A 22,861-nucleotide genomic window follows, 5' to 3' on the forward strand; every position below is an offset into this window, starting at 1 on the left:
ACGAGTGGGAGGCGAGTCATGCTGCAGCGGTGGGAACTGCGCCTCAGCGTGAGCCTCATGCTGTTCTCATGCGCCGTGACCGCCGCGGTTCCGGCGGGCGCGCTGCCGAGTCCCGCGCTCATTCTGCTCGGGCTCGTCTGCGTCGTATCGTTCGCAGTCTCGATCGTCGCCGTTCTGCCGCGCCGCATGGCCGCTGGACCAGTGCCATCCGGTCCGCTGCCGCGGTGGTCGCACGCAGGGCCACCCCTCCTCGGTCGGCGCGAGTTCACCGATTCCGTGCGCCCGCGCGCGCCCGGAATCTCGTGCCGCGCTCCGCGCCCGCACGCTGCCGCGTGATCCCTGCTCCCCAGTGCTGCGGGTGATCCGTCCGCTCGTGTGAGCCGGGGCGCTTCAGCGTCCCCTGTACCTCGCACGAACAGGACCTTCTCGTGACCTTCCGTTCTCGCTTTCGTTCTTCCGCACCCCGCGAAGCCACAGCCTTCGCCCGTTCCCCAGCCGCAGGCTCGCGTCTCGCGTCTGACTGCCCACCGATCCTGTCTGCTGACGCCGTCAGTGTGTCGCGCGACGGTGTCGCACTTCTCGAACCCGCATCGTTGGACATCACCGCAGGGGAGTGCATCGCTGTTCGCGGAGACAATGGAGCGGGCAAGACCACCCTGCTCCGCGTGCTCGCCGGTCGTCTGCGCCCCACCTGCGGCACTGCGACGTTCATGGGGCAACCGGTCGATGAACGGCGGCCTGGGGTGCGCGAGGCCATCGCGGCACTGATCGATCCTCCGGCTCTCTACCCCGACCTGACGGTCGTCGATCACCTCGCGTTCATCGCCGCGGCCTGGCAGCCGTTCGCCGGGACGGTGAGCGGGCCGTGCCTCGATCCGATCCCCGTCCCGACCCCTCCGGACCAACTCATCGCGCAGTTCGGTCTCACGGCAGTGACGAATCGATTTCCCGACGAGCTCTCGAGCGGACAGCGTCAACTCGTCGCGTTGGCGGTGACGTTCGCCCGACCGGCCCGAGTCGTGCTGCTCGATGAACCCGAACAGCGCTTGGACCCCTCCCGGCGCGCACTGCTGGCGTCCGCGCTGCGCGACGCGGGAGAGCGGGGCATCGCCGTGGTGTTCGCCTCGCACGACGACGCCGTGATCGCGAGCGTCGCGCAACGCAGTGTCTGGATCGAGGCGTGAGTCGCAGCGCGCGACCCGGAGCCCCGACGATCGGCACGATCGGTTTCCGCGTCTACCTGGCCCTCATGCTGGCGCTGACGGTGGGAGTGCCCGTTGCTCGAGCGCTGGTGCTGTGGGGAGCGGGGCCCGCCGCGGTCATCACCACTGAGACGCCGGCTGACGTTGCGAGCGGTACGGCCGCCGCGATACTCATCTGCTGGATGCTGAGCGCTGCCGCCGGATCCCATCTCGGCCCCGCGCGAGACACCCTGCCGCGCCTGGATCTCGTGCATGCCACCCCGCGCGCGCGATCGCAGCAGCTCGGTCGTCAAGTGCGCGCCGCATTCGTGCTGTGGTCCGGGATCGGGGCCGCCGCCGGTCTCCTCGTCGCCTGCGCCATCGGGATGCACGCCGGCAACTCCCTCCTCGAGCGCGCGGACGTGATGCTCGTCGGAGCGCTCGGGGGCGGCGCAGTCGGAGCAGGATCCGGGCTCGCCGCCCTGGTCGCGCAGCGTAGTCGCACATCGATGCGTCGGGCGGTCGTCGCCTGCGGTGCGGGCGCGGGAGTGCTGATCGGCGGCCGGATCGTCGTCGACCGACTCGCTGACGCGACGCTCCGAGGCGGCGCGAACGGAGACCTCGCCGGAGCGGCGGTCCTCGTGGCGCTGGCGGTGAGCGTGCTGCTGGGAGTGCTGGCGCTTCCCGCACTGCTGCGTTCCCTCGACATCGATACGCTTCGCGCTCAGGCGGTGCGCCGCCTCGCGGTCGGCACGGCGTTACTCACGGCGGACGCGCGCGCCGCACAGATGCACCTCGCCGCACCAGTGCGACGGGGCAGGAACCTCCGGTGGCGTCCGCGTCCGCGGGCACGAGCGCGGGGGGCGCGCCTGATCTGGCTGCGTGACGCATGCGGACTCGTCCGCACCCCTATGCGGGTATGCGGAGCAGTCATCGCGCTCGTGCTCAGCGGCGCTGCGGCAGGGTTCGCCGGCGCCGCGTCGGTCGGCCCCACGGGAACGATGGTGTTCGGCGCAAGTGCTGCACTCCTCGCCTATGCCGCTACCGCCACGACTGCCAGGGGACTCCGTGCTGCGGCATTCGGTCTCGACGGCCCCTCCCTGCTGCCTGGGTCTCGCGGGCGGCTCACCGGTGCGCACCTGGTCCTTCCACTCGGGCTCGCGGTGGCGTGCGCGTCGGTCGGGGGTGCGTTGGCGCACGGTGCGGGCGGAGCAGTGAGCGGCGCGGTGACGGCCGGGATCTCCGTGCTCGCGTCTGCCGTCGCCGCCCACCAGGGACCCGTGCCTGTCCGACTGCTCGCTCCGGTGCAGACGCCCGCCGGGGACGCGGCGGGCATCGTCGTCCTCACGTGGATGTGGGGTGCGGCACTCGTGGCTGCCGGGAGCGGAGCGATCCTGGCGGTGATCGGAACTCCGTCCGGCGCGACTTCCTGGCTCGAGACGGCGGCACCGCTCGTCACCTGGGGCTCGCTGATGCTGCTCGCGCTGACCGGCTGGCTCGTGCACCGCGTGCGTTCGACGCGTGGCTGACCCCTGCGCTCCGGCGTCCGAGAACGCGTCGAGCGGCGACGCGCCCGAGATTCGCCCGCCGATTTGTGCCGCTTGCACGGGTGTGCCAAGATAGAGGGGTTGCTGAGGCAGGGGCGAGAGTCCGGTCGAGGCAATGGCAAGTGCTCGGCCCCATCGTATAGCGGCCTAGTACGCCGCCCTCTCACGGCGGTAACGCGGGTTCGAATCCCGCTGGGGTCACCAACAGGCTCCCGGTTCAGCAGTTTCTGCTGGCCGGGAGCCTTTCGTGTGTCCGGAGTGCGCCTGGCGGATCCCGGTGATCGCTCCTGTTCCGACCGCATCCAGGATGCGATAGTCGGCGGTGGTAAACTGCTCGCTATGCGTGTGCGGCAGCTTCTTCCGTGCCGCGACGGGGGTGAGTAAACCGACCCACCCGTCGCGGAGCTTCCGCGTGGTCGGTTACACCCCACCTATTTCAGCGCGTCGCGCGAAAGGAAACGGCAGAAGCACTCATGACTGGAACACCCCGCACCCTGGCGGAAAAACTCTGGACCGATCACGTGGTCGTCCGCGGCGAAGGCGGCGCACCCGATCTGATCTACATCGACCTCCACCTCATTCATGAGGTCACGAGCCCGCAGGCGTTCGATGGATTGCGCATGGCGGATCGGCCGCTCAGACGCGTCGATCTGATGATCGCGACCGAGGATCACAACACGCCGACCCTCAACATCAACCGTCAGATCGAGGATCCGACGAGCCGCGTGCAGATCGACACGCTGCGCAAGAACGTGGAAGAGTTCGGTGTGCGCGCGCACCCGCTCGGCGACCGCGAGCAGGGCATCGTGCACGTGGTCGGTCCGCAGCTCGGACTCACCATGCCGGGTACGACGGTGGTGTGCGGCGACAGCCACACCTCGACGCACGGCGCGTTCGGCGCGCTGGCGTTCGGCATCGGCACCAGCGAGGTCGAGCACGTGATGGCGACCCAGACGTTGCCGCTGAAACCGTTCAAGACGATGGCGATCAACGTCGAAGGCGAACTGCGCCCCGGCGTGACCGCGAAAGACATCATCCTCGCGGTCATCGCGAAGATCGGCACCGGCGGTGGCCAGGGCTACGTGCTCGAGTATCGCGGTTCCACGATCCGCGACCTGTCCATGGACGGTCGCATGACGATCTGCAACATGTCGATCGAGGCCGGCGCCCGCGCCGGCATGGTCGCGCCCGACGAGACGACGTTCGCGTACGTCAAGGATCGCCCCCACGCACCGCAGGGCGAGGACTGGGATGTCGCGGTGGAGTACTGGAAGACCCTGCCGACGGACGAGGGGGCGGTCTTCGACGAAGAGGTGTTCATCGATGCGTCGCAGCTCGAACCGTTCGTCACCTGGGGGACCAACCCCGGCCAGGGCGTGCTGCTCAGCGACACCGTTCCGAACCCCGCCGAGATCGACGACCCGAACGCGCGCGTCTCCGCTGAGCGCGCACTCGAGTACATGGATCTGCAGGCCGGCACCCCGATGAAGGAGATCGCGGTCGACACCGTCTTCATGGGGTCGTGCACGAACAGCCGCCTCGACGACCTGCGCGACTTCGCCAGCATCATCAAGGGCAAGCGCAAGGCCGATGATCTCCGCCTGATGGTGGTGCCGGGCTCCGCACGCGTGCGGTTGGAGGCCGAGGCCGAGGGTATCGACAAGATCGTCGAAGCATTCGGTGGCGAATGGCGCTTTGCCGGATGCTCGATGTGCCTCGGGATGAACCCTGACCAGCTCGCCCCCGGCGAGCGGTGCGCGTCGACATCGAACCGCAACTTCGAGGGGCGTCAGGGGAAGGGCGGGCGCACGCACCTGGTATCGCCCCTCGTCGCCGCCGCGACGGCGATCCGCGGGACCCTCTCGAGTCCCTGGGATCTCGCCGACGACGAGGCGCGCGGCGTCGACCACAGTGCAGCGAACGAGAAGGTGGAGGCGTAACCCATGGAGAAGTTCACCACGTTCACGGCGACCGCCGCTCCGTTGAAGCGCTCGAATGTCGACACGGATCAGATCATCCCGGCCGTGTTCTTGAAGCGGGTCACCAAGACCGGGTTCGAGGACGCGCTGTTCTACCACTGGCGGCAGGATCCCGAATTCGTGCTCAACCAGCCCGAGTTCCAGAACGCCGAGATCCTCATCGCCGGCCCCGACTTCGGTACCGGGTCCTCCCGCGAGCACGCCGTCTGGGCACTGCGCGATTACGGGTTCAAGGTCGTGATCTCCCCGCGCTTCGCCGATATCTTCCGCGGCAACTCGAGCAAGCAGGGCCTCGTCGCCGCCCAGGTCGACGAGCCCGAGGTCGAGCGCATCTGGCAGATCCTCGACGAGCAGCCCGGGACACCGGTCACGGTGAGTCTCGAGGACCGTACCGTGTCGGTCGGCGAGCTGACCGTGCCGTTCCAGATCGACGAGTATGCTCGCTGGCGTCTCATGGAGGGTCTCGACGACATCTCCCTGACTCTCCGCAACGAGGAGGCCATCAGCGCCTTCGAATCCAAGCGTCCGTCATGGATGCCCACTACGATCCCCGCGAGGTCCGAGTGACGAAGAACAAGGAAGACCAGGGACTCCACAAAGATTCCCAGAAGGCCGCCGCACGGGTGGGTCTCACCTCAGATGAGATCATCATCAACGGCGGACGGCCCCTGAATGGCCGCATCGAAGTGCGCGGGGCCAAGAACCTCGCCACGAAGGCCATGGTTGCCTCACTGCTCGGCCACACGCCGAGCACGCTGCGCAACGTTCCGAACATCTCCGACGTGCGAGTCGTCGCCGGTCTCCTCGCGCTGCACGGCGTGCTCATCACGCGCGGCGCCGAGGAAGGCGAGTGGCGACTCGACCCCTCGAACGTCGAGACGGCCCACAAAGCAGACATCGACGCGCACGCCGGATCCTCGCGCATTCCGATCCTGTTCTGCGGCCCGCTGCTGCACCGTCTCGGCGAGGCGTTCATCCCCGATCTCGGTGGCTGCCGGATCGGCGATCGTCCGATCGACTTCCACCTGGACGCCCTCCGCAACTTCGGCGCGGTCATCGAGAAGCTGCCGAGCGGTATCAGCCTGACGGCACCCAACGGCCTCAAGGGTGCGAACATCGAGCTGCCGTACCCCTCGGTGGGCGCGACGGAGCAGGTGCTGCTCACCGCGGTGCTGGCCGAGGGTCAGACGGAGCTGCGCAACGCGGCCATCGAGCCCGAGATCGTCGACCTCATCTGCATCCTGCAGAAGATGGGTGCGATCATCTCGATGGAGCCGAACCGGGTCATCTTCATCGAGGGCGTCTCCGAGCTCCGCGGCTACGACCACGCAGCGATCTTCGATCGCAACGAGGCTGCGAGCTGGGCCGCCGCCGCACTGGCGACCCGCGGCGACATCTTCGTCGGCGGTGTCGAGCAGGAAGAGATGATGACGTTCCTCAACGTCTTCCGCAAGGTCGGCGGCGATTTCGATGTGCGCCCCGACGGCATCCGCTTCTGGCACCCCGGTGGCACGCTCAAGCCCGTCACGATCGAGACCGATGTGCATCCGGGCTTCATGACGGACTGGCAGCAGCCGCTCGTCGTGGCGCTCACTCAGGCGGACGGCGTCTCGACGATCCACGAGACCGTGTACGAGAATCGCTTCGGATTCACCGATGCCCTCAACAAGATGGGCGCGGACATCACGGTGTACAAGGACGGGCTGCACGACGAGACGCGTCGCGTCATGCGTCGCGAGTTCGAGCAGGCCGCGGTCATCACGGGTCCGAGCGAACTCTCAGGAGCAGACGTCGAGGTCCCCGATCTCCGCGGCGGCTTCAGCCACCTCATCGCCGCACTGACGGCAGAGGGCCAGTCGAAGGTCACGAACATCGGCATCATCTCGCGCGGATACGAGAACTTCATCGAGAAGCTGCGTCTGCTCGGCGCCGACTTCATCTACGAAGGATAGGACTCGCCGACGGGGGCGCTGCGGTTCCGACTGAGCACCCCCGTCAGCGATAATTGAGACTATGAGCGACACGGTGAAGATGCGCAGCACGGCATCAGCGGAGAAGCGGTGGCCCTCGGTCTTCTGGGTGCTCGCCGCTCTGGTGCTCCCGTTCTGGTCACTGATGGTGCGGTACCGGTTCACCCCCGAGTCCCGTCTGCCGCAGCGCGGGTCCTTCATCCTCTCGCCGAACCACTACAGCGAAATCGACCCCATCGCCATGGGAGCCGCCGTGTGGCACCTCGGTCGTGCGCCGCGATTCCTCGCCAAGGCAAGCCTGTTCAAGCTGCCCGTCGTCGGGTGGCTGTTGCGCGCTTCGGGACAGGTGCCCGTCGAGCGGGACGGGCGCACTCGGAGTTCGGCGAGCAACCCCCTGGGCGCGGCCGGAGAACTCATCCGACGCGAGGCCAGCGTCATCGTCTATCCGGAAGGGTCGCTCACCCGCGATCCCGACCTGTGGCCGATGCGGGGCAAGAGCGGCGCCGTTCGTCTCGCGTTGGAATCGGGGATGCCGTTGATCCCGGTGGCGCACTGGGGAACGCAGCGTCTCATGCCCAGGTACGGCAAGCGGATCCACCCGTTCCCGCGCAAGACCATCGAGATCGCAGTTGGCGAGCCGCTCGACCTCAGCCGGTTCGCGGGACGTACGGACCAGCGGGCGGTGACCGAGGCCACGGACCTGCTGATGGCCGAGATCTCGCGACTGCTCGGCGGACTCCGCGGCGAGACCCCGCCGAATGAGCGCTGGGACCCGAGCAAGCATCAGCAGAATGAGACGGGGCGTTTTTGACTACGAGACCGATTCCGGTCGTCACGGGAAACCTGCAACGGAACCGGGGCCGCAAGGTCGCGGTGATCGGATCCGGAAGCTGGGGAACGACCTTTGCGAAGGTGCTCGCGGATGCCGGCTGCGACACGACGATCTGGGCCCGCCGGCATGAGGTGGCGCAAGAGATCCAGGTGGCACGGCGCAACTCGCAGTACCTGCCCGGCGTCAATCTGCCGCGCACGCTCCACGCGACCGCCGATCTCGCCGAGGCGCTGAAGGGCAAATCACTCGTCTTCCTCGCGGTACCGAGTCAGACGCTCCGGCAGAACCTCCTCGACCTCGAGCCGTATCTCGACCGGAGAACGGTGCTCGTGAGCCTCGTGAAGGGTGTCGAGCGCACGACCACGATGCGCATGTCCGAGGTCATCGTCGACACGCTCGATCTCGAACCGAACCGGGTCGCAGCCGTCTCGGGGCCGAACATCGCCCTCGAAATCGCGAAAGAGCAGCCGACCGGCGGCGTCGCGGCGTGCGCTGATGCTGCCGTGGCGCAAGAGATCGCCACCGCGTGCTCCGCCCCGTACTTCCGCGGCTACGTCAGCACCGATGTCATCGGCACGGAACTCGGCGGCGTGCTCAAGAACCTCATCGCCCTGGCGATCGGCATCGTCGACGGGGTGGGCTACGGCGAGAACACGAAAGCGGCGATCATCACGCGCGGGCTGGCCGAGATGACCGAGTTCGCGGTCGCTTCCGGGGCAGACCCGACCTCTCTCTCCGGGCTGTCGGGTCTCGGCGACCTCATCGCGACGTGCCAGTCACCGCTGTCGCGCAACAACACCGCCGGTCGACTCATCGGACAGGGATACACCCAGGAAGAGACTCGGGAGCAGATGAGCCAGGTCGCCGAGGGCATCACCTCGGTGCCCTCCGTGCTCGAGCTCGCGCGGGAACGCGGCATCTCCATGCCGATCGTGGAGCAGGTGCAGATGGTCCTCGATCGACGCATGCCGCCGAAGGATCTGGGTCCGCATCTGGCGACCGAGAACGACGTGCCGCAGCCGGAACTCTCGCTGGCCGGCGAGCAGCCCAGTCGGCTGCGGCGATTCTGGGATCGACTCACCGGCGAATAGCATGGTGCCTATGGGGGAGAAACAGCTGCAGACCGTCGTCCTGCTGTTCGGCGGCCGCTCGAGCGAGCACGAGATCAGCTGCGTGACTGCGGCGGGTGTATTGCACGCGATCGATGAGACCCGGTTCCGGGTGATCCCCGTCGGCATCACGAAGTCGGGTGCGACGGTTCTCGTCGACGCCGACCGTCTGGACGGGTTCCGCCTGGACGGTGACGAACTGCCGCACGTCGACGACAACGGCTCGCGCGTGCTGTGGCCCGCGTCGGCCACCACGCGCGAGCTCAGCGTCATCGACGCCGACGGGACGATCCGGTCGCTCGGAGACATCGACGTGGTGTTCCCGACACTGCACGGGCCGTTCGGTGAAGACGGCACGGTCCAGGGCCTGCTCGAACTCGTCGACCTGCCGTACGTCGGCAGCGGCGTGCTCGGCTCGGCGCTCTGCATGGACAAGCACGCGGTGAAGACGATCCTCGCGGACTCCGGCGTCGCCGTTGCTCCGTGGAACACGGTGACGCGCGCCCAGATGGCGCAGGACCCGAGCCGCATCGATCGACTCGACGAGGGACTCGCGTACCCGCTCTTCGTGAAGCCTGCGCGCGCCGGTTCGAGTGTCGGCGTCACGCGGGTCGTCGAGCCCGAGGGCTTGCCGGCGGCGGTCGAGATCGCGTTCGCCGAGGATTCCATCGTGCTCGTGGAGAGCGGCGTCATCGGGCGCGAGGTCGAGATCGCCGTGCTCGGCGGTCGCCACGGCGGACCGACGCGCACCAGCACCGTCGTCGGCGAGATCGTGTTCTCGGGTCGCGACTTCTACGACTACGAGGCGAAGTACCTGGGCGCGTCCGGAGTGGACCTCGAGCTTCCCGCGAAGGTCACCGACGACGAACTGCGTGCGTTGCAGCACGCCGCCGCCGAGGCGTTCGAGCTCGCCCAGTGCGGAGGACTCGCGCGTGTCGACTTCTTCCTGACCGATGCGGGCCCCGTGCTGAACGAGATCAACACGATGCCCGGATTCACGCCCATCTCGATGTACCCGAGTCTGTGGGCGGCTTCCGGTCTCGAATACACCGATCTCATCACCGAGCTGATCGATCTCGCGCTCGAACAGGACTAGGCGGGGCTCGCACGCGGCCACCCGCACGGGTCCCCGCGGGCCGGACCGGGTGCTCTCGTGCCAGATGCCCTCGTCGAGATTGCGCAGAGTCGCCTTTCGAACGACGTGAAGGGCGCCGAACTGCGCTCTCGGCGCGGGGCTCGGTTACTCTTCGAGGTCGAGGGTGTCCGCGAGGCTCGTGCACTCGCGTTCCTGGGGCAGATACTGCGCGACGGCCGCGAGATCGACGACGGTCGCGGTCCCGCTGGCCAGTTCGGAGTTCACGATGACTTCGAGTCCGGGGGATCGGCCGTATGCCTCGAACCGGTAGAGGGGGGCGTTCGAGCGGTCGATGATCCAGTCGACCCCGTTGACGTCGACGCACTCGTCGGTCGTCGGGCCGCTGGGTTCGACGCCGCAGCGCAGGAGGACGCCGGCGGGATCGCCCCAAGCTCCGGTCGACTGCGCGTTGGTGTGTCGGCGGTCGAGGTCGGCGACGGTGTCGGGCAACCGGACGATGACGTCGGCGCACGCGGGATTGTTCGCGTCTTCGGCGGCGTCCATCGGCACGTCGGCGGAGGAGCATGCGGAGACGAGCGGTGCCGTCACGCACAGTGCGCCGATGGCCGCGAGGGTGCGCAGGGTGCTGCGTCGAGAAGTCACCAGACCAGCCTACCGCCGCGGATCCCGCACCCCCTGAGTGCCGTCGTCGGTGCGGGGCATCGAGCGGTAGGTTGGACAGCATGATGGAGACGGTGGGGGCGCTCGGCGAGTCGCGGGTGCTGCGACGCATCCTGGATCGCCTCGGCCATGCGTCTGGTGCGCTGGTGGGACCGGGTGATGACTGCGCGGTTCTGCGCGGTGGTGGTGACCTCGTGGTCACGACGGACACCATGATCGAGGGGCCGGACTTCCGGCTCGCCTGGCACAGCGGGTTCGAACTCGGGTGGAAGCTCGCGGCTACGAATCTCTCCGATGTCGCATCGATGGGGGCCGTCCCCACCGCCCTCACCCTGGCGCTCGCCTGTCCGCGGGAGACTCCGGTCGAGTTGTTGGAGCAGCTCGCCTCAGGAATGGAGGCCGCCTGTCGTGCGCTCGCGCCCGGGTGCGGCGTCGTGGGCGGCGACCTCGCCACCGCGCCGGTGCTGACAGCGGCGGTCACGGCGATCGGCGAACTCCGGGGCGCGACTCCGGTGCTCCGATCCGGAGCAACCGCCGGCGACATCGTTGCCTATGCGGGCGATCTCGGGTTGGCCGGCACCGGGCTGGCGCTCTTGTTCCGCGAGGGCGCCGATGACACCGGTGTCGCGCATTCCGAAGCGTTGGCCGGACTCTGGTCCGAGCACCCCGAAGCGATGGCGGCCCAGTTGGCGCCGACGCCTCCCGTGACCCTTGGACCGTCCGCGGCGCACGCGGGCGCGACGGCGATGCTCGACGTCTCGGATTCGCTCTCGCTCGACGCGGCGCGGATCGCGCGCGCCAGCGGCGTGGATCTGGCGTTCGACAGTGGCCTCCTGCAGGCAGGATTCGGCGAGCGCGGGGGTGAGGCCGTGTCACTCGATGCGATGCTCACGGGCGGTGAGGATCACGGGCTGCTCGCGACGTTTCCGGACCGGTCGGCGTTGCTCGACGGGTTCGTGCGGATCGGAGAGGTGCGGGCGCGAGCCGAGGATGAGCCTCGCCTGCTCGTGGATGGCGCGGAGTTCGTGCCGGGTGGGTGGGATCCCTACCGGATCTCGCTTCCGGGGATGTGATCCCGTCCGAGGAGGCGCAGGGCCGACCAGAGTTCGGCTCGCGCATCGGGGTCGTCGAGGTCCCGCTGCAGGAGTGTCGCTGCTGTTGAGACCCGTGCCTTCACCGTGTGACGGTGGGCTCCGAGTTCCTGTGCCGCGGCGCTGGTCTGCCCGTGATGCCGAAGCCAGGCGCGCAGCGTCGATTCGATGACGTCGCCCTGTCGCGCATCGTGCGCGGCGAGCGGAGCGAGGAGTGTCTCGGCCTGGTGCCGGGCCTCGGGCTGCGATTCGAGCAGATGCATGAGTCCGCGATGGAGGGCGGGGGAGTACGCGGTCACGTCGCCGGCTTCCGGTGTCTGCGCCGCGGCGCGCTGCGCCTGATCCAACAGGTCGGCGACCTGCTCGATCGGTCCGCGCTCGGAGGCACCGGCGGGCAAGCGGTGCGTGCGCACGAGCCGACGGAGGTCGGGGAAGCGGGCCTGCTCGCAGATGAGCACCGCGGTATCGCCGCGGTCGGCGAGAAGCACACCCTGACCTGTCGCCGCGAGCGACGTCACGTCCTCGGCGAACTCCGGGTCGCGAGCCCCACCGGGGACGATCACGACGCGCACCTCTCCCTGCGGCAGGCGCGGCATGATGGTGGCGGAGACGCGCGCCGCGAGGTCCCGTCGCCTGTCGAGCAGGAGTTCGAGCAGTGCGCGTCGCAGCGACGCTTCCGCCGAGACCGTCGCGGCCCGGTGGTCGAGCTGCACCGTGGCCAGGGCGGCGACGAGCCCGATGACGGTCTGATCCGCGTGATCCGGGGCGTGCTCGCCCTGAGTGACGAGGACCCCGTGCAGTTGCCCGGCGTGACCGAGGGTCTGCATCTGCACGCCCTGCTCTCCGGATCCGCGGGCGAGGCCTGCGCGCACGCCTCGGTCGACGAGCAACCGGGCTTCGCGTCGTACCCACTCCGCTGTCGCGGCGTCGCGTTCGGAGCGGGGCGCGTACTCGATGACGCGACCCGTGCGGTCGGTGATGGCGACCCAGCGACCGAGTCGCGCGGCGGCTTCGCGCACCGCAGCTCCGATGCCGTCGCGGTGCAGCGCGGCACGCGCGATGCCGCGCTGCGATTCGAGCGCCCACGCGTCGCGTGCGTGCGCCTTGGCGTCGAGCAGGCGAGCCGCCGTCTGCACGATCGAGATGAACGCCGTGTCGTACGGCACGCGGAAGAGGGGGAACCCGGTGCGGTCGCATGCACGGACGAACGTCTGCGGGATGCGGTCCCAGTGCAGTCCGACGGCGATGCCGAGCGCCGTCGCGTCGGCATCGATGAGGCGCTGGACGAACGCATCGGCGGTCTCCTGATCGGCGTGCTGGGAGAGCCGCGCTCCCGTGGTGAGCAGCACGGTACGCGGGGGGAGGAACAGTGCCGGGTCCTCGAGCTCGCTCACGTGCACCCACTGCACCGGACGCTCGTCGGTGTCCGCGCGCACGCCGGCGATCAGCACGAGTCCGAGTTGATACTGGTGCACGAGTGTGCCGAGCTCGATGGTGGTGTAGGTCGGCTCCATGGATCTCCTCGCATGCGGCACGTTCGACATGGTCTGCCAAAGTGGCGTGTGTCGGGGGTCGGTGACTCCATTGTGGCACGCTGCGAAGTGAGTGCTGGCCTCTAGGCTGATGACGTACCAGCGATCCATAGGAGGAACCCATGTCTGCAGCCCCCGTCACCGGCGGTCCGTCGCTCCCGCAGGAGCGGAAGCTCGTCACCAGCATCCCCGGGCCGAAGTCCCAGGAACTCCTCGCGCGCAAGAACGCCGCCGTCGCCTCGGGCGTCGGCGTCGCACTGCCCGTCTTCACCGTCGCCGCGGGCGGCGGGGTGCTCGTCGATGCCGACGGCAACTCGCTCATCGACCTCGGCTCGGGCATCGCTGTGACGGGTGTCGGCAACTCGGCGCCGGCCGTCGTCGAGGCGGTGAAGGCTCAGGTCGAGCAGTTCACCCACACCTGCTTCACCGTCACGCCGTACGACGGGTACGTCGAGGTCGCCGAGAAGCTCAACGCCATGACGCCGGGCGACTTCGAGAAGCGTTCGGCGCTCTTCAACACCGGTGCGGAAGCCGTCGAGAACGCGGTCAAGATCGCTCGTCACTACACGAAGAAGAACGCCGTCGTCGTCTTCGACCACGCGTACCACGGCCGCACGAACCTCACCATGGGGATGACCGCGAAGAACATGCCGTACAAGGATGGCTTCGGTCCGTTCGCGCCCGAGATCTACCGTGCGCCGGCTTCGTACCCGTTCCGCGACGGCCTGTCGGGTGCCGAGGCGGCGGAGCAGGCGATTCTGCACATCGAGAAGCAGGTGGGCGCGGCGAACCTCGCGGCCATCATCATCGAGCCCATCCAGGGCGAGGGCGGCTTCATCGCCCCGGCAGAGGGATTCCTGCCCGCGATCCAGCGCTGGGCGAACGAGAACGATGTCGTCTTCATCCTCGATGAGGTGCAGACCGGCTTCGCGCGCACCGGCGACATGTTCGCCGCGGATCACGAGGGCGTCACCCCCGATCTCTTCACTCTCGCCAAGGGCATCGCCGGCGGTCTGCCGCTCTCGGCGGTCACCGGTCGCGCCGAGATCATGGACTCGGCGCACGCCGGAGGCCTGGGCGGCACCTACACCGGAAACCCGATCGCCTGCGCCGCCGCGCTCGCGACGATCGAGACCTACGAGCAGGAGAACCTGACGGAGCGCGCACGCGAGATCGGCGCCATCGTCTCCGACTTCTTCGCCGACCTGCAGCAGAATGACGACCGCATCGGCGATATCCGCGGACGCGGCGCGATGAGCGCCATCGAGTTCGTCGAGGCGGGCTCGAAGCGGCCGAACGCCGCACTCGTGGGTGCGGTCGCGAAGACGGCGGGGGAGAATGGTGTTCTGGTGCTCACCTGCGGCACCTACGGCAACGTGATCCGCTTCCTCCCGCCGCTCGCCATCTCCGACGAGCTGCTGCGCGAGGGCCTGCAGGTCATCGCCGAAGCGATCGCAGCGAACTAACCGCAACCGAAGGGACACACCACTATGGCACTGCAGCAACATGAGCAGGATCTGCTCGACCGCGTTCAGTCCGGCCTCGGCATCGGCGGCACCTGGGAGGCTTCGTCCTCGGGCGCGACCTTCGACGTGCAGGATCCGGCGACCGGCGAGACCATCAAGTCCATCGCCGATGCCACCGTCGAGGACGCCGTGCGTGCGCTCGACGCGGCCGTCGCCGCTCAGGACGCCTGGGCCGCAACCTCGACCCGTGAGCGCTCGAACATCCTGCGCCGCGCATTCGACCTGCTCCAGGAGCGCAAGGAGGAGTTCGCGCTGCTCATGAGCCTCGAGATGGGCAAGCCCATCGCCGAGTCGCGCGGCGAGGTCGGGTACGGCGGAGAGTTCCTGCGCTGGTTCTCGGAAGAGGCCGTGCGCGTGCGCGGCGACTACCGTCAGAATCCCGAGGGATCGGGCAACATCCTGGTGTCGCACCTGCCCGTCGGCCCCTGCTACTTCATCACGCCGTGGAACTTCCCGCTCGCGATGGCGACGCGCAAGATCGCTCCGGCGCTGGCCGCGGGCTGCACCGTCGTCATCAAGCCGGCGAAGCTCACCCCGCTGACCACGGTCTACTTCGCGCAGCTGCTCGAGGAGGCCGGGGTTCCCGCCGGCGTCGTGAACGTCGTACCGACGTCGGGCTCGGGCGCGCAGTCGAACGCGCTCCTCAGCGATCCCCGTCTGCGGAAGCTCTCCTTCACCGGTTCGACGCCGGTGGGTGTGAAGCTGCTCGAGGCAGCGGCGGGCAACGTGCTGCGCACCTCGATGGAGCTCGGCGGCAACGCGCCGTTCATCGTGTTCGAAGATGCGGATCTCGATCGCGCAGTCGAGGGCGTCATGCTCGCGAAGTACCGCAACATCGGCCAGGCCTGCACCGCCGCCAACCGCGTCATCGTGCACGAGTCGGTCGCCGATGAGTTCGCCCGTCGCGTCTCCGAGCGCGTCGCGAAGATGACCATCGGTCGCGGAGCTGAAGAGGGCAACGAGATCGGCGCGCTCGTCGACGACAACGCCGTGGCGACCTCCGCACGTCTCGTGGCCGACGCGGTCGAGAACGGTGCCGAGGTGCTTACCGGTGGTCAGGCGATCGACGGACCGGGACACTTCTTCCAGCCGACCGTCATCGACAAGCTGAGCCCGCAGGCCGCGATCATGCGCGAGGAGATCTTCGGACCCGTGCTCGGGATCATCCGCTTCTCCACCGAGGAAGAAGCTGTCGAGATCGCGAACAACACCGAGTACGGGCTGATCAGCTACGTGTTCACGGAGAACATCCACCGCGGACACCGCATGATCGAACAGCTCGAGACCGGCATGATGGGCCTCAACGCGGGGGTGGCGTCCAATGCCGCAGCCCCGTTCGGCGGCGTCAAGCAGTCCGGCATCGGACGCGAGGGCGGTGCCGAGGGAATCCACGAGTTCCTCTCGACCAAGTACACGCTGCTGCCGCGCTAACCGGTGATCAGCGGAACGGGCGTCTCACCCCTCGGGGTGCGGCGCCCGTTCGTCGTTCGCGGGTTCCGCCCACCAGAGCACCGTCTCGCCGTAGCGCTTCTCGCGCACCTGCACGAGACCGGCCGGCCATACCGGTTCGGGGGAGCGGCTGCTGCGCTCGACGAGGACGACACCATCATCGTCGAGGAGAGGGACGAGCGCGGAGAGGTTCGCGCCGAGTGACGGCTCATCGAGGTCGTAGGGCGGATCCAGCATGATCACGTCCCACCGAGCCGTGGTCCCGGCAGCATCCAGAAATGCCTGCACCGATTGCCGCTCGACCGAGATGCTCGGGGCGTCGTCGTTGCGGAAGGCGCCCCGGACCGTCCGCGCGTTGCGCGCGGCGACCTGGGCGGCGGGCGCGTGCCGCTCGATCAGGGTCACCGATGACGCGCCGCGACTCGCAGCCTCGAGACCCAAGGCTCCGGACCCCGCGTACAGGTCGAGCACGTGCACGCCCTCGACGAGGTCCCAGGAGGTCAGCGTCGAGAAGATCGCCTCGCGCACGCGGTCGCTCGTGGGGCGGGTTCCCGACTTCGGCACCTCGATGCGGAGCGAACCGGCGCGACCGGCGATGATTCTCGTCATTCTCCGAGCGTAGCGGTGCGATCCGGTGCGGTGCGCGTGTCGCGACCGGAGGCGCAGCACCGGAGTCAGGGGTTCCCACTACCCTGGAACCATGACCAGCCCGCAGCTTTCGGCCGCACCGAGCGACCCGCTCGATCGCGACCTCGCCGGGGTGGTCGGGGGCAAGACGGCGAAGGCGCTCGAGAAGGCGTTCGACATGCACTCGGTGCGCGACCTGCTCTGGCACTTCCCGCGCCGGTATTCGAACCGGGGCGAGTTGACCCCGCTCACCGGTTTGCCGGTCGGGGAGCACGTGACGGTGATGGCGCAGGTCATCGATGTGCGTGAACGGTCGATGCAGAAGCGCCACGGCAAGATTCTCGAGGTGCGCATCACCGACGGGCAGGGAAGTCTCAGCCTGACGTTCTTTAACCAGGCGTGGCGCGCATCGCAGTTGTTCGCAGGCAAGCAGGGGATCTTCTCGGGCAAGGTCAGCGAGTATCGCGGCAACCTGCAGCTGCAGCACCCGGACTATCAGCTGTTCGACGATCGTCCCGGTGGCATCGGTCTCGGGGGAGCCGACGACGAAACAGCAGCAGGTGCTGACATGTCGGCGGAGAAGTCGCGCGAGCTGCAGGAGTCTGCGGCGAAGGCGTGGGCCGACCGGCCGATTCCGATCTACCCGGCGACGGCGACGCTGCCGAGCTGGTCGATCGAGAAGGCTGTGGGTGTCGCGCTTGAGGTGCTGCCCGAGGTCGAGGATCCGCTTCCGCCCGAGATCCGCCGGTCCGAGAACGTCTTCGAGCTCCGTGCCGCGCTCGAGCAGATCCATCGACCCGAGCGCAACGTCGACTGGAAGCAAGCGCGCGACAGCATGCGCTTCCGCGAGGCCTTCGAGCTGCAACTGGCGCTCCTCGACCGGCGACGACGCGCTGGGTTGGAGTCGAGCGAACCTCGTCCCCCGCGAGACGGGGGACTTCGCGACCGATTCGACGCGGCACTGCCCTTCGCGCTGACGGGCGACCAGCGCGCAGCGGGCGAGCGGATCGCGCTCGAGCTCTCCGAACCGCACCCCATGCACCGTCTGCTCCAAGGCGAGGTCGGTTCCGGAAAGACGATCGTCGCGCTGCGCGCCATGCTGCAGGTGGCGGAGGGCGGAGGGCAGAGCGCGCTCCTTGCGCCCACTGAAGTGCTGGCGTCCCAGCACTACCGCTCCATCGTCGACGCGCTCGGTCCGCAGCTCGCATCCGAGTTGAATCCCGTCCTCGTCACCGGCAGTAGGCCCGCCTCCGAACGGCAACGGGCGCTGCTCTCGCTCGCTTCCGGCAACTCCCGCATCGCCATCGGCACGCACGCACTGCTGAGCGAGGGGGTGACCTTCTACGACCTCGGACTCGTCATCATCGATGAGCAACACCGGTTCGGCGTCGAACAGCGCGAAACCCTCCGGCGCAAAGGGGCGCAACCGCACGTGCTCGCGATGACCGCGACACCGATTCCGCGTACCGTCGCGTTGACGGCGTTCGGCGACCTTGAGGTGACCACGATCCGAGAGCTCCCTCCGGGGCGGCTCGGGATCGAGAGCTTCACCGTGCCGCAGCTCGAGATGCCGGCGCGGTTCGCGCGGGTGTGGACGCGCACCCTCGAAGAGGTGGCCTCCGGGAGGCAGGTCTACATCGTGTGTCCGGCCATCGCCCCGAACCAGGCTGAAGCCGGCCTGAGCGACGCCGACCCCGAGGATGGTTCGGGCTCCGAGGCCGTACCGAAGCCGCCGATGGTGAACGTCGAAGAGACCGTCGCCTGGCTGCAATCGCAGCCCGAATTCGCCGGCATACGGGTCGCCGCGCTCACCGGAGCGATGAAGGGGGACGCGAAAGACGCCGTGATGAGCGCGTTCGTCTCGGGTGAAGTGCAGGTGCTCGTGGCGACGACGGTCATCGAGGTCGGCGTCAACGTGCCGAACGCGTCCACCATGATCGTGCTCGATGCCGACCGGTTCGGCATCTCGCAGCTGCACCAGCTCCGCGGTCGCGTCGGTCGAGGCGAGCACGCGGGGCTCTGCCTGCTCGTCACTCGAGCGGCGGAGGGCACCCCGGCTCGCGCCCGTGTCGACGCCGTCGCCGAAACGACCGACGGGTTCGTGCTGGCCGAGGTCGATCTCGAGCAGCGACGCGAGGGCAATATCCTCGGCACCGAGCAGTCCGGCGGTAAATCCACGTTGCGCCTACTGCGCGTCGCCGAGCACGGCGACCTGATCGAACATGCCCGGGGCGTGGCCGGCGAGCTTCTCGATCAGGATCCCGAACTCGCACGCGCTCCCGGACTCCGTCGCACGCTCGAGCGTGAGACGCGTGCCGGACACCTCGAGAACCTCGCCAAGTCGTGACCATCAGATGGTCGTGGCTGGCAGTTGCTCGTCGCGGCGCGTTTGCAGGGGCTGCAAAGCAATCATCTTCTAGGCTGGAAACATGAGCAGGATCGCAGTCGTTCCCGGTTCCTTCGATCCGGTCACTCTCGGCCATCTCGATGTCATTCGGCGGGCAGCCACCGTCTTCGACGAGGTGCACGTGCTCGTGGTGCACAATCCCGGCAAGAACGCGATGCTGCCGATCTCCGAACGCATCACGCTCATCGAGAAGTCCATCGCCGAAGACTCGTCGATCGGCGGGAACATCACGGTCGCCTCATGGTCGGTCGGTCTACTGGTCGATTACTGCACCGAGGTCGGTGCCAACGTGCTCGTGAAGGGCATCCGGTCGCAGATCGACGTCGCCTACGAGACGCCGATGGTGCTGATGAACCGCAGCCTCGCGAACGTGGAGACCGTGTTCATGCTGCCGGACCCCGCGCACGCGCACGTCTCGAGCACGCTCGTGCGTCAGGTCTCATCGATGGGCGGCGACGTGAGCGACTACGTGCCGCCGGCCGTCGCGAGGTTCCTCGCTGCGGCGCGTCCCGCCTGAGGATGCCGACCGCCTCGATCCCCGTTAGGATGTTCCGGTGACTTCACCCAGTGTCTACCGAGAGAACGTACGCGACCTCATCAATCGCCCAGGCGAGATGCGCGAGCGCGACCGTGAGCTCACCGTGCCCGAGCAACTGGGGGAGGCGCTCGCCTCTGTTCCAGTCGGCAGTTCGATGGACCTCGCGGTGCGGCTCGAATCGGTGCACGAGGGGATCCTCGTGTCCGCCGACGTGGCGACGACGATGCACGCCGAGTGCGGTCGATGTCTCACCCAGTTCGACGCGCCGTTCAATGTCGAATTCCAGGAGCTTTTCGCGTATACTCCTACGGAGGCCGATGAGTACGGGGTTCACGGTGATCACGTGGATCTTGAACCCCCGCTCAGAGACGCGGTAGTGCTCGCACTGCCGTTCCAGCCTGTGTGTCGCCCGGACTGTCCGGGGCTCGACCCCGAGTCCGGTGAGCTGCGTGATGCCGAGGCTGCGGTGGTGCCCGAAGCGGATGTGGATCCGCGATGGGCGGCGCTGGCTCAGTTCAGGGCTGAAAATGGACCTGGCTCGGGCGATCCCGAGTCTGCAAGCAACTAGGAAAGAGAACACCATGGCTGTTCCCAAGCGGAAGATGTCGCGCTCGAACACTCGTACCCGTCGTTCGGCGTGGAAGGCTCAGGCCCCCAAGCTCGTGAAGACCGTCGAGAACGGCAAGACCGTCTACAGTCTTCCCCACCGCGCACGCGTGGTCGAGGATCAGGCGGGCACGCCCCTGTTCCTCGAGTACAAGGGCCGCAAGGTCGCCGACGCGTAAGGCGCGGTGGTGAACGGGAACGACACGTCGATCCCGCGTACCGAGCACGGAGAGCCGTCGGAGTCGCTTCAGGGCGACACCGGCGGCTTTCTTGATGCGTTCGACGTGGCGATCGATCCTCAGCTGCTCGAGCTCGCGCTGACCCACCGATCGTGGTCTGCCGAGCATGACAGCGCGCCGCATAACGAGCGCCTCGAGTTTCTCGGCGACTCGATTCTCGGGCAGGCGGTCACCGTGTGGCTGTACCGCGAGTATCCGGAGCTTCCCGAGGGCGAGCTCGCCCGTCGTCGCGCCGCGCTGGTCTCGACCGTCGCGCTCGCCGAGGTCGCCCGCGGCATCGGTCTCGGTCGCTGGCTGCGTCTCGGAAAGGGCGAGAAGCGGACCGGCGGACGCGACAAGGACTCGATCCTCGCCGACACCGTCGAAGCGATCATCGGCGCCGTGTTTCTCTCGACGACCCCCGCGACGGCCGAGCGCTTCGTGCTCGATCTGATCGCGCCGTTGCTCGAGGATCCGACGCGATTCACCATCGCGCTCGATCCGAAGACGGTGCTGCAGACCGAGGCCGCGAAGCGTGGCTTGCCGCACCCGGTGTACCAGGTCACCGGCGAGGGGCCGGATCACGACCGCCGCTACACGGCGGTCGTCGAGGTGTCCGGCGCGACGGGTTCAGGAACCGCGACGAGCAAGAAGGCGGCTGAGCTGCTCGCTGCGCGCGACGCCGCCGAACAGCTCACCCGTACGTCACGGTAACCCGCGGTGCCCGAGCTTCCGGAGGTCGAAGTCGTTCGCGCCGGTATTGCGCCGGCGGTCGACGGGGCGCGCGTGGTCGCCGTCGACGTGCGCGATCCTCGGGCGCTCAAGCGCCATCTCGAGTCCAGCCACGGGGTCACGCTCACCGCAGACGAGGGAGCGCGGCGTCGTGCCGACTTCGAACGGCGACTGACCGGAGTCACGCTCGCCCAGCCCCGCCGTCGCGGCAAGTTCATGTGGGTGCCGTTCGCCGGTGCCGGCGCGGGGGACGCACTCCTCGTGCACCTCGGCATGAGCGGCCAGCTGTTGTTGCGGGCGCACGAGGCGCCGAACGATCGTCACGTCAGGGCACGGCTGTGGATCGAGCATCCCGCCCATGGAGAGCTGCGCATCGATTTCGCGGACCAGCGGCTGTTCGGATCCCTCGCGGTCGACGGACTGGTCGCCGACGGCCCGGATCTCATTCCGGCCCAGGCGCTGCACATCGCACGGGATCCGCTCGATCCCCGATTCGACGATGCGCGGTTCGTCCGCGTGCTGGGGGAGCGGCGCACCCCGGTGAAGGCAGCGCTGCTCGATCAGGCGTTGTTGAGCGGCGTGGGCAACATCTACGCCGACGAAGCGCTGTGGCGTGCGCGCGTCCACCCGTTGACGCTGGGCCTCGCCCTCAGCGCGCGCAAACGCGCACTCCTGTTGTCATCGCTGCGCGACGTCTTCGCGCAGGCGCTCGCGGAGGGCGGCACGAGCTTCGACGCGCAGTACGTGAACGTGAATGGACAGGCCGGGTATTTCGCCCACTCGTTGCACGCGTACGGGCGGACGGGGGATCCGTGCCACCGGTGCGGTACTCCGATGAAACGCATCGTGCTCGGCGGGCGCGGCTCGCACTTCTGTCCCAGGTGTCAGCGGAAGCGGTGATCAGCGTGCCGCGCACACCCCGCTTGACCCTCACGCGACGTGAGACGCGAAGGTGGAGTGATGAACAGTGAAGCGCACGGTCTGCGGTCGGTCGGAGAGGTGGCCGAGTTGCTCGGCATCTCCGTCCGCACGCTCCACCACTGGGAGGAGCGGGGACTCGTCGTCTCATCCGAGCGGAGCGCGTCGAACTACCGGTTGTACTCTGAGGACGACATCGTCCGCATGCAGCAGGTCATGATCTACCGGGCGACCGGGATGAGCCTCGACGCGGTACGGGATGTGCTCGACACGGATGACGATCGCCTGTCGCGACTGCAGCACCAGCGCGCACTGCTCATGCGAAAGGAAACCGAGCTGCACCGCATGGTGCGTGCTCTCGATGAGCTCCTGGAGGATGCGATGACAAACAACCGATTGAGCGTCGAAGACGTGGCCGAGATCCTGGAAGATGCGGCGTTCCCCGTCTATCAGGCCGAGGCCGAGCAGCGGTGGGAGGGCACCGATGACTGGAAGGTCAGTGCCGAGACGACCGCAGCGATGAGCCGAGCGGACTGGGAAGCGGTACGCGAGCGCACCCGCGCGTGCGAGGAGGCACTGGCAACCGCGATGCACGAGGGCGTCGCTGCCGGCTCGCCGGAGGCGAACGCGCTCGCCGAACGGCACCGCACCCTGCTCTCCGACTTCTTCCCGGTGACCCACGCGAAGCACGTGCTCATCGCTCGAGGATATGTCGAGGATCCGCGATTCTCCGCCCACTACGATCAGCGCGCCGATGGACTCGCCGCCTGGCTGAAGTCCGTCATCGATGCCAACGCGGCAGGGCACGGTGTCGACCCGGACGCGGCCGCTTGGGAGTAAGTC

Annotated in this window: 22 protein-coding genes and 1 tRNA gene; 20 read left to right on the forward strand and 3 right to left on the reverse strand. The window is 68.2% G+C overall.

Going from position 1 to position 22,861, the window contains the following annotated elements; all coding sequences use genetic code 11:
- The first annotated feature begins 18 nt into the window (after window positions 1-18).
- The 10 genes from J4H85_RS07605 to J4H85_RS07650 all read left to right on the forward strand — a co-directional run bounded on the left by J4H85_RS07605 (window position 19) and on the right by J4H85_RS07650 (window position 9,714).
- A complete protein-coding gene (locus tag J4H85_RS07605; protein ID WP_208238428.1) occupies window positions 19-336 on the forward strand; it encodes a hypothetical protein in 318 nt (105 codons plus the stop codon).
- A 218-nt stretch (window positions 337-554) separates the two neighbouring features.
- Window positions 555-1,184, forward strand: coding sequence for an ABC transporter ATP-binding protein (locus tag J4H85_RS07610; protein WP_307863511.1), 630 nt, complete (start codon window positions 555-557; stop codon window positions 1,182-1,184).
- Window positions 1,181-2,710, forward strand: coding sequence for a hypothetical protein (locus tag J4H85_RS07615; RefSeq protein WP_208238429.1), 1,530 nt, complete (start codon window positions 1,181-1,183; stop codon window positions 2,708-2,710). Before J4H85_RS07610 ends, J4H85_RS07615 begins: the two co-directional genes overlap by 4 nt.
- Window positions 2,711-2,856: 146 nt before the next feature.
- Window positions 2,857-2,932, forward strand: a tRNA-Glu gene (locus J4H85_RS07620).
- A gap of 269 nt (window positions 2,933-3,201) precedes the next feature.
- Window positions 3,202-4,668 carry a 3-isopropylmalate dehydratase large subunit gene (gene leuC / locus J4H85_RS07625; protein ID WP_208238430.1) on the forward strand — a complete coding sequence of 489 codons (1,467 nt, stop codon included), beginning with the start codon at window positions 3,202-3,204 and terminating at the stop codon, window positions 4,666-4,668.
- Window positions 4,669-4,671: 3 nt separating this feature from the next.
- Window positions 4,672-5,274: a 3-isopropylmalate dehydratase small subunit gene (leuD, locus tag J4H85_RS07630; RefSeq protein ID WP_208238431.1), complete on the forward strand. Its 603-nt coding sequence runs from the start codon at window positions 4,672-4,674 to the stop codon at window positions 5,272-5,274.
- A 56-nt stretch (window positions 5,275-5,330) separates the two neighbouring features.
- Complete coding sequence (murA, locus tag J4H85_RS07635) at window positions 5,331-6,659, forward strand: UDP-N-acetylglucosamine 1-carboxyvinyltransferase (protein WP_208240292.1); 1,329 nt, start codon at window positions 5,331-5,333, stop codon at window positions 6,657-6,659.
- Window positions 6,660-6,720: 61 nt separating this feature from the next.
- Complete coding sequence (locus tag J4H85_RS07640) at window positions 6,721-7,488, forward strand: lysophospholipid acyltransferase family protein (protein WP_208238432.1); 768 nt, start codon at window positions 6,721-6,723, stop codon at window positions 7,486-7,488.
- A complete protein-coding gene (locus J4H85_RS07645; protein ID WP_208238433.1) occupies window positions 7,485-8,600 on the forward strand; it encodes an NAD(P)H-dependent glycerol-3-phosphate dehydrogenase in 1,116 nt (371 codons plus the stop codon). Before J4H85_RS07640 ends, J4H85_RS07645 begins: the two co-directional genes overlap by 4 nt.
- A 10-nt stretch (window positions 8,601-8,610) precedes the next feature.
- A complete protein-coding gene (locus tag J4H85_RS07650; RefSeq protein WP_208238434.1) occupies window positions 8,611-9,714 on the forward strand; it encodes a D-alanine--D-alanine ligase family protein in 1,104 nt (367 codons plus the stop codon).
- Window positions 9,715-9,858: 144 nt separating this feature from the next.
- Here J4H85_RS07650 and J4H85_RS07655 read toward each other — a convergent pair whose 3' ends face one another.
- Window positions 9,859-10,356, reverse strand: a complete 498-nt coding sequence (locus J4H85_RS07655; protein WP_307863512.1) for a DUF3515 domain-containing protein — start codon at window positions 10,354-10,356, stop codon at window positions 9,859-9,861.
- Window positions 10,357-10,436: 80 nt separating this feature from the next.
- Here J4H85_RS07655 and thiL point away from each other — a divergent pair, with 80 nt between their 5' ends.
- Complete coding sequence (gene thiL, locus J4H85_RS07660) at window positions 10,437-11,447, forward strand: thiamine-phosphate kinase (RefSeq protein WP_208238436.1); 1,011 nt, start codon at window positions 10,437-10,439, stop codon at window positions 11,445-11,447.
- Here thiL and J4H85_RS07665 read toward each other — a convergent pair.
- Window positions 11,420-12,979, reverse strand: a complete 1,560-nt coding sequence (locus J4H85_RS07665) for a PucR family transcriptional regulator (RefSeq protein ID WP_208238438.1) — start codon at window positions 12,977-12,979, stop codon at window positions 11,420-11,422. The genes thiL and J4H85_RS07665 overlap by 28 nt on opposite strands.
- Window positions 12,980-13,119: 140 nt before the next feature.
- Here J4H85_RS07665 and gabT point away from each other — a divergent pair, with 140 nt between their 5' ends.
- Entirely contained in the window at window positions 13,120-14,463 is a 1,344-nt protein-coding gene (gene gabT, locus J4H85_RS07670) for a 4-aminobutyrate--2-oxoglutarate transaminase (RefSeq protein ID WP_208238441.1), read from the forward strand.
- Between the two features lie 24 nt (window positions 14,464-14,487).
- Window positions 14,488-15,954 carry an NAD-dependent succinate-semialdehyde dehydrogenase gene (locus J4H85_RS07675; protein WP_208238444.1) on the forward strand — a complete coding sequence of 489 codons (1,467 nt, stop codon included), beginning with the start codon at window positions 14,488-14,490 and terminating at the stop codon, window positions 15,952-15,954.
- A 24-nt stretch (window positions 15,955-15,978) separates the two neighbouring features.
- On the opposite strand, the gene rsmD is transcribed toward J4H85_RS07675, so the two are convergent.
- The gene (gene rsmD, locus J4H85_RS07680) at window positions 15,979-16,581 is read right to left on the reverse strand and encodes a 16S rRNA (guanine(966)-N(2))-methyltransferase RsmD (RefSeq protein ID WP_208238446.1); all 603 of its coding nucleotides are present in this window, start codon (window positions 16,579-16,581) and stop codon (window positions 15,979-15,981) included.
- A 91-nt stretch (window positions 16,582-16,672) separates the two neighbouring features.
- Between rsmD and J4H85_RS07685 the strand changes: the two genes are divergently transcribed.
- The 7 genes from J4H85_RS07685 (at window position 16,673) to J4H85_RS07715 (ending at window position 22,858) form a co-directional block, all read left to right on the forward strand.
- Window positions 16,673-18,946 (forward strand): ATP-dependent DNA helicase RecG, encoded by a 2,274-nt coding sequence (locus J4H85_RS07685; RefSeq protein WP_208238448.1) that lies wholly within the window; start codon window positions 16,673-16,675, stop codon window positions 18,944-18,946.
- 82 nt (window positions 18,947-19,028) lie between these two features.
- Complete coding sequence (gene coaD, locus J4H85_RS07690) at window positions 19,029-19,523, forward strand: pantetheine-phosphate adenylyltransferase (protein ID WP_208238450.1); 495 nt, start codon at window positions 19,029-19,031, stop codon at window positions 19,521-19,523.
- A 37-nt stretch (window positions 19,524-19,560) separates the two neighbouring features.
- Window positions 19,561-20,112: a YceD family protein gene (locus tag J4H85_RS07695; protein WP_307863514.1), complete on the forward strand. Its 552-nt coding sequence runs from the start codon at window positions 19,561-19,563 to the stop codon at window positions 20,110-20,112.
- 13 nt (window positions 20,113-20,125) lie between these two features.
- Window positions 20,126-20,329 carry a 50S ribosomal protein L32 gene (rpmF, locus tag J4H85_RS07700; protein WP_208238454.1) on the forward strand — a complete coding sequence of 68 codons (204 nt, stop codon included), beginning with the start codon at window positions 20,126-20,128 and terminating at the stop codon, window positions 20,327-20,329.
- 105 nt (window positions 20,330-20,434) lie between these two features.
- Window positions 20,435-21,082, forward strand: a complete 648-nt coding sequence (gene rnc, locus J4H85_RS07705; protein ID WP_307863685.1) for a ribonuclease III — start codon at window positions 20,435-20,437, stop codon at window positions 21,080-21,082.
- Window positions 21,083-21,088: 6 nt separating this feature from the next.
- A complete protein-coding gene (gene mutM / locus J4H85_RS07710; protein ID WP_208238459.1) occupies window positions 21,089-22,000 on the forward strand; it encodes a bifunctional DNA-formamidopyrimidine glycosylase/DNA-(apurinic or apyrimidinic site) lyase in 912 nt (303 codons plus the stop codon).
- A 60-nt stretch (window positions 22,001-22,060) separates the two neighbouring features.
- The gene (locus tag J4H85_RS07715; RefSeq protein WP_208238460.1) at window positions 22,061-22,858 is read left to right on the forward strand and encodes a MerR family transcriptional regulator; all 798 of its coding nucleotides are present in this window, start codon (window positions 22,061-22,063) and stop codon (window positions 22,856-22,858) included.
- Window positions 22,859-22,861 lie beyond the last annotated feature (3 nt).

The organism is Leucobacter tardus (genome assembly GCF_017583045.1).
GTDB lineage: Bacteria > Actinomycetota > Actinomycetes > Actinomycetales > Microbacteriaceae > Leucobacter > Leucobacter tardus.

What these genes read in the sequence shown, in the direction of transcription:
- J4H85_RS07715 (WP_208238460.1), top strand. Translation starts at nt 22,061, where the DNA reads ATGAACAGTGAAGCGCACGGTCTGCGGTCGGTCGGAGAGGTGGCCGAG.
- leuC (WP_208238430.1), top strand. Translation starts at nt 3,202, where the DNA reads ATGACTGGAACACCCCGCACCCTGGCGGAAAAACTCTGGACCGATCAC.
- rpmF (WP_208238454.1), top strand. Translation starts at nt 20,126, where the DNA reads ATGGCTGTTCCCAAGCGGAAGATGTCGCGCTCGAACACTCGTACCCGT.
- leuD (WP_208238431.1), top strand. Translation starts at nt 4,672, where the DNA reads ATGGAGAAGTTCACCACGTTCACGGCGACCGCCGCTCCGTTGAAGCGC.
- J4H85_RS07665 (WP_208238438.1), bottom strand. Translation starts at nt 12,979, where the DNA reads ATGGAGCCGACCTACACCACCATCGAGCTCGGCACACTCGTGCACCAG.
- thiL (WP_208238436.1), top strand. Translation starts at nt 10,437, where the DNA reads ATGATGGAGACGGTGGGGGCGCTCGGCGAGTCGCGGGTGCTGCGACGC.
- gabT (WP_208238441.1), top strand. Translation starts at nt 13,120, where the DNA reads ATGTCTGCAGCCCCCGTCACCGGCGGTCCGTCGCTCCCGCAGGAGCGG.
- J4H85_RS07675 (WP_208238444.1), top strand. Translation starts at nt 14,488, where the DNA reads ATGGCACTGCAGCAACATGAGCAGGATCTGCTCGACCGCGTTCAGTCC.
- J4H85_RS07685 (WP_208238448.1), top strand. Translation starts at nt 16,673, where the DNA reads ATGACCAGCCCGCAGCTTTCGGCCGCACCGAGCGACCCGCTCGATCGC.
- rsmD (WP_208238446.1), bottom strand. Translation starts at nt 16,581, where the DNA reads ATGACGAGAATCATCGCCGGTCGCGCCGGTTCGCTCCGCATCGAGGTG.
- J4H85_RS07640 (WP_208238432.1), top strand. Translation starts at nt 6,721, where the DNA reads ATGAGCGACACGGTGAAGATGCGCAGCACGGCATCAGCGGAGAAGCGG.
- J4H85_RS07650 (WP_208238434.1), top strand. Translation starts at nt 8,611, where the DNA reads ATGGGGGAGAAACAGCTGCAGACCGTCGTCCTGCTGTTCGGCGGCCGC.
- J4H85_RS07605 (WP_208238428.1), top strand. Translation starts at nt 19, where the DNA reads ATGCTGCAGCGGTGGGAACTGCGCCTCAGCGTGAGCCTCATGCTGTTC.
- coaD (WP_208238450.1), top strand. Translation starts at nt 19,029, where the DNA reads ATGAGCAGGATCGCAGTCGTTCCCGGTTCCTTCGATCCGGTCACTCTC.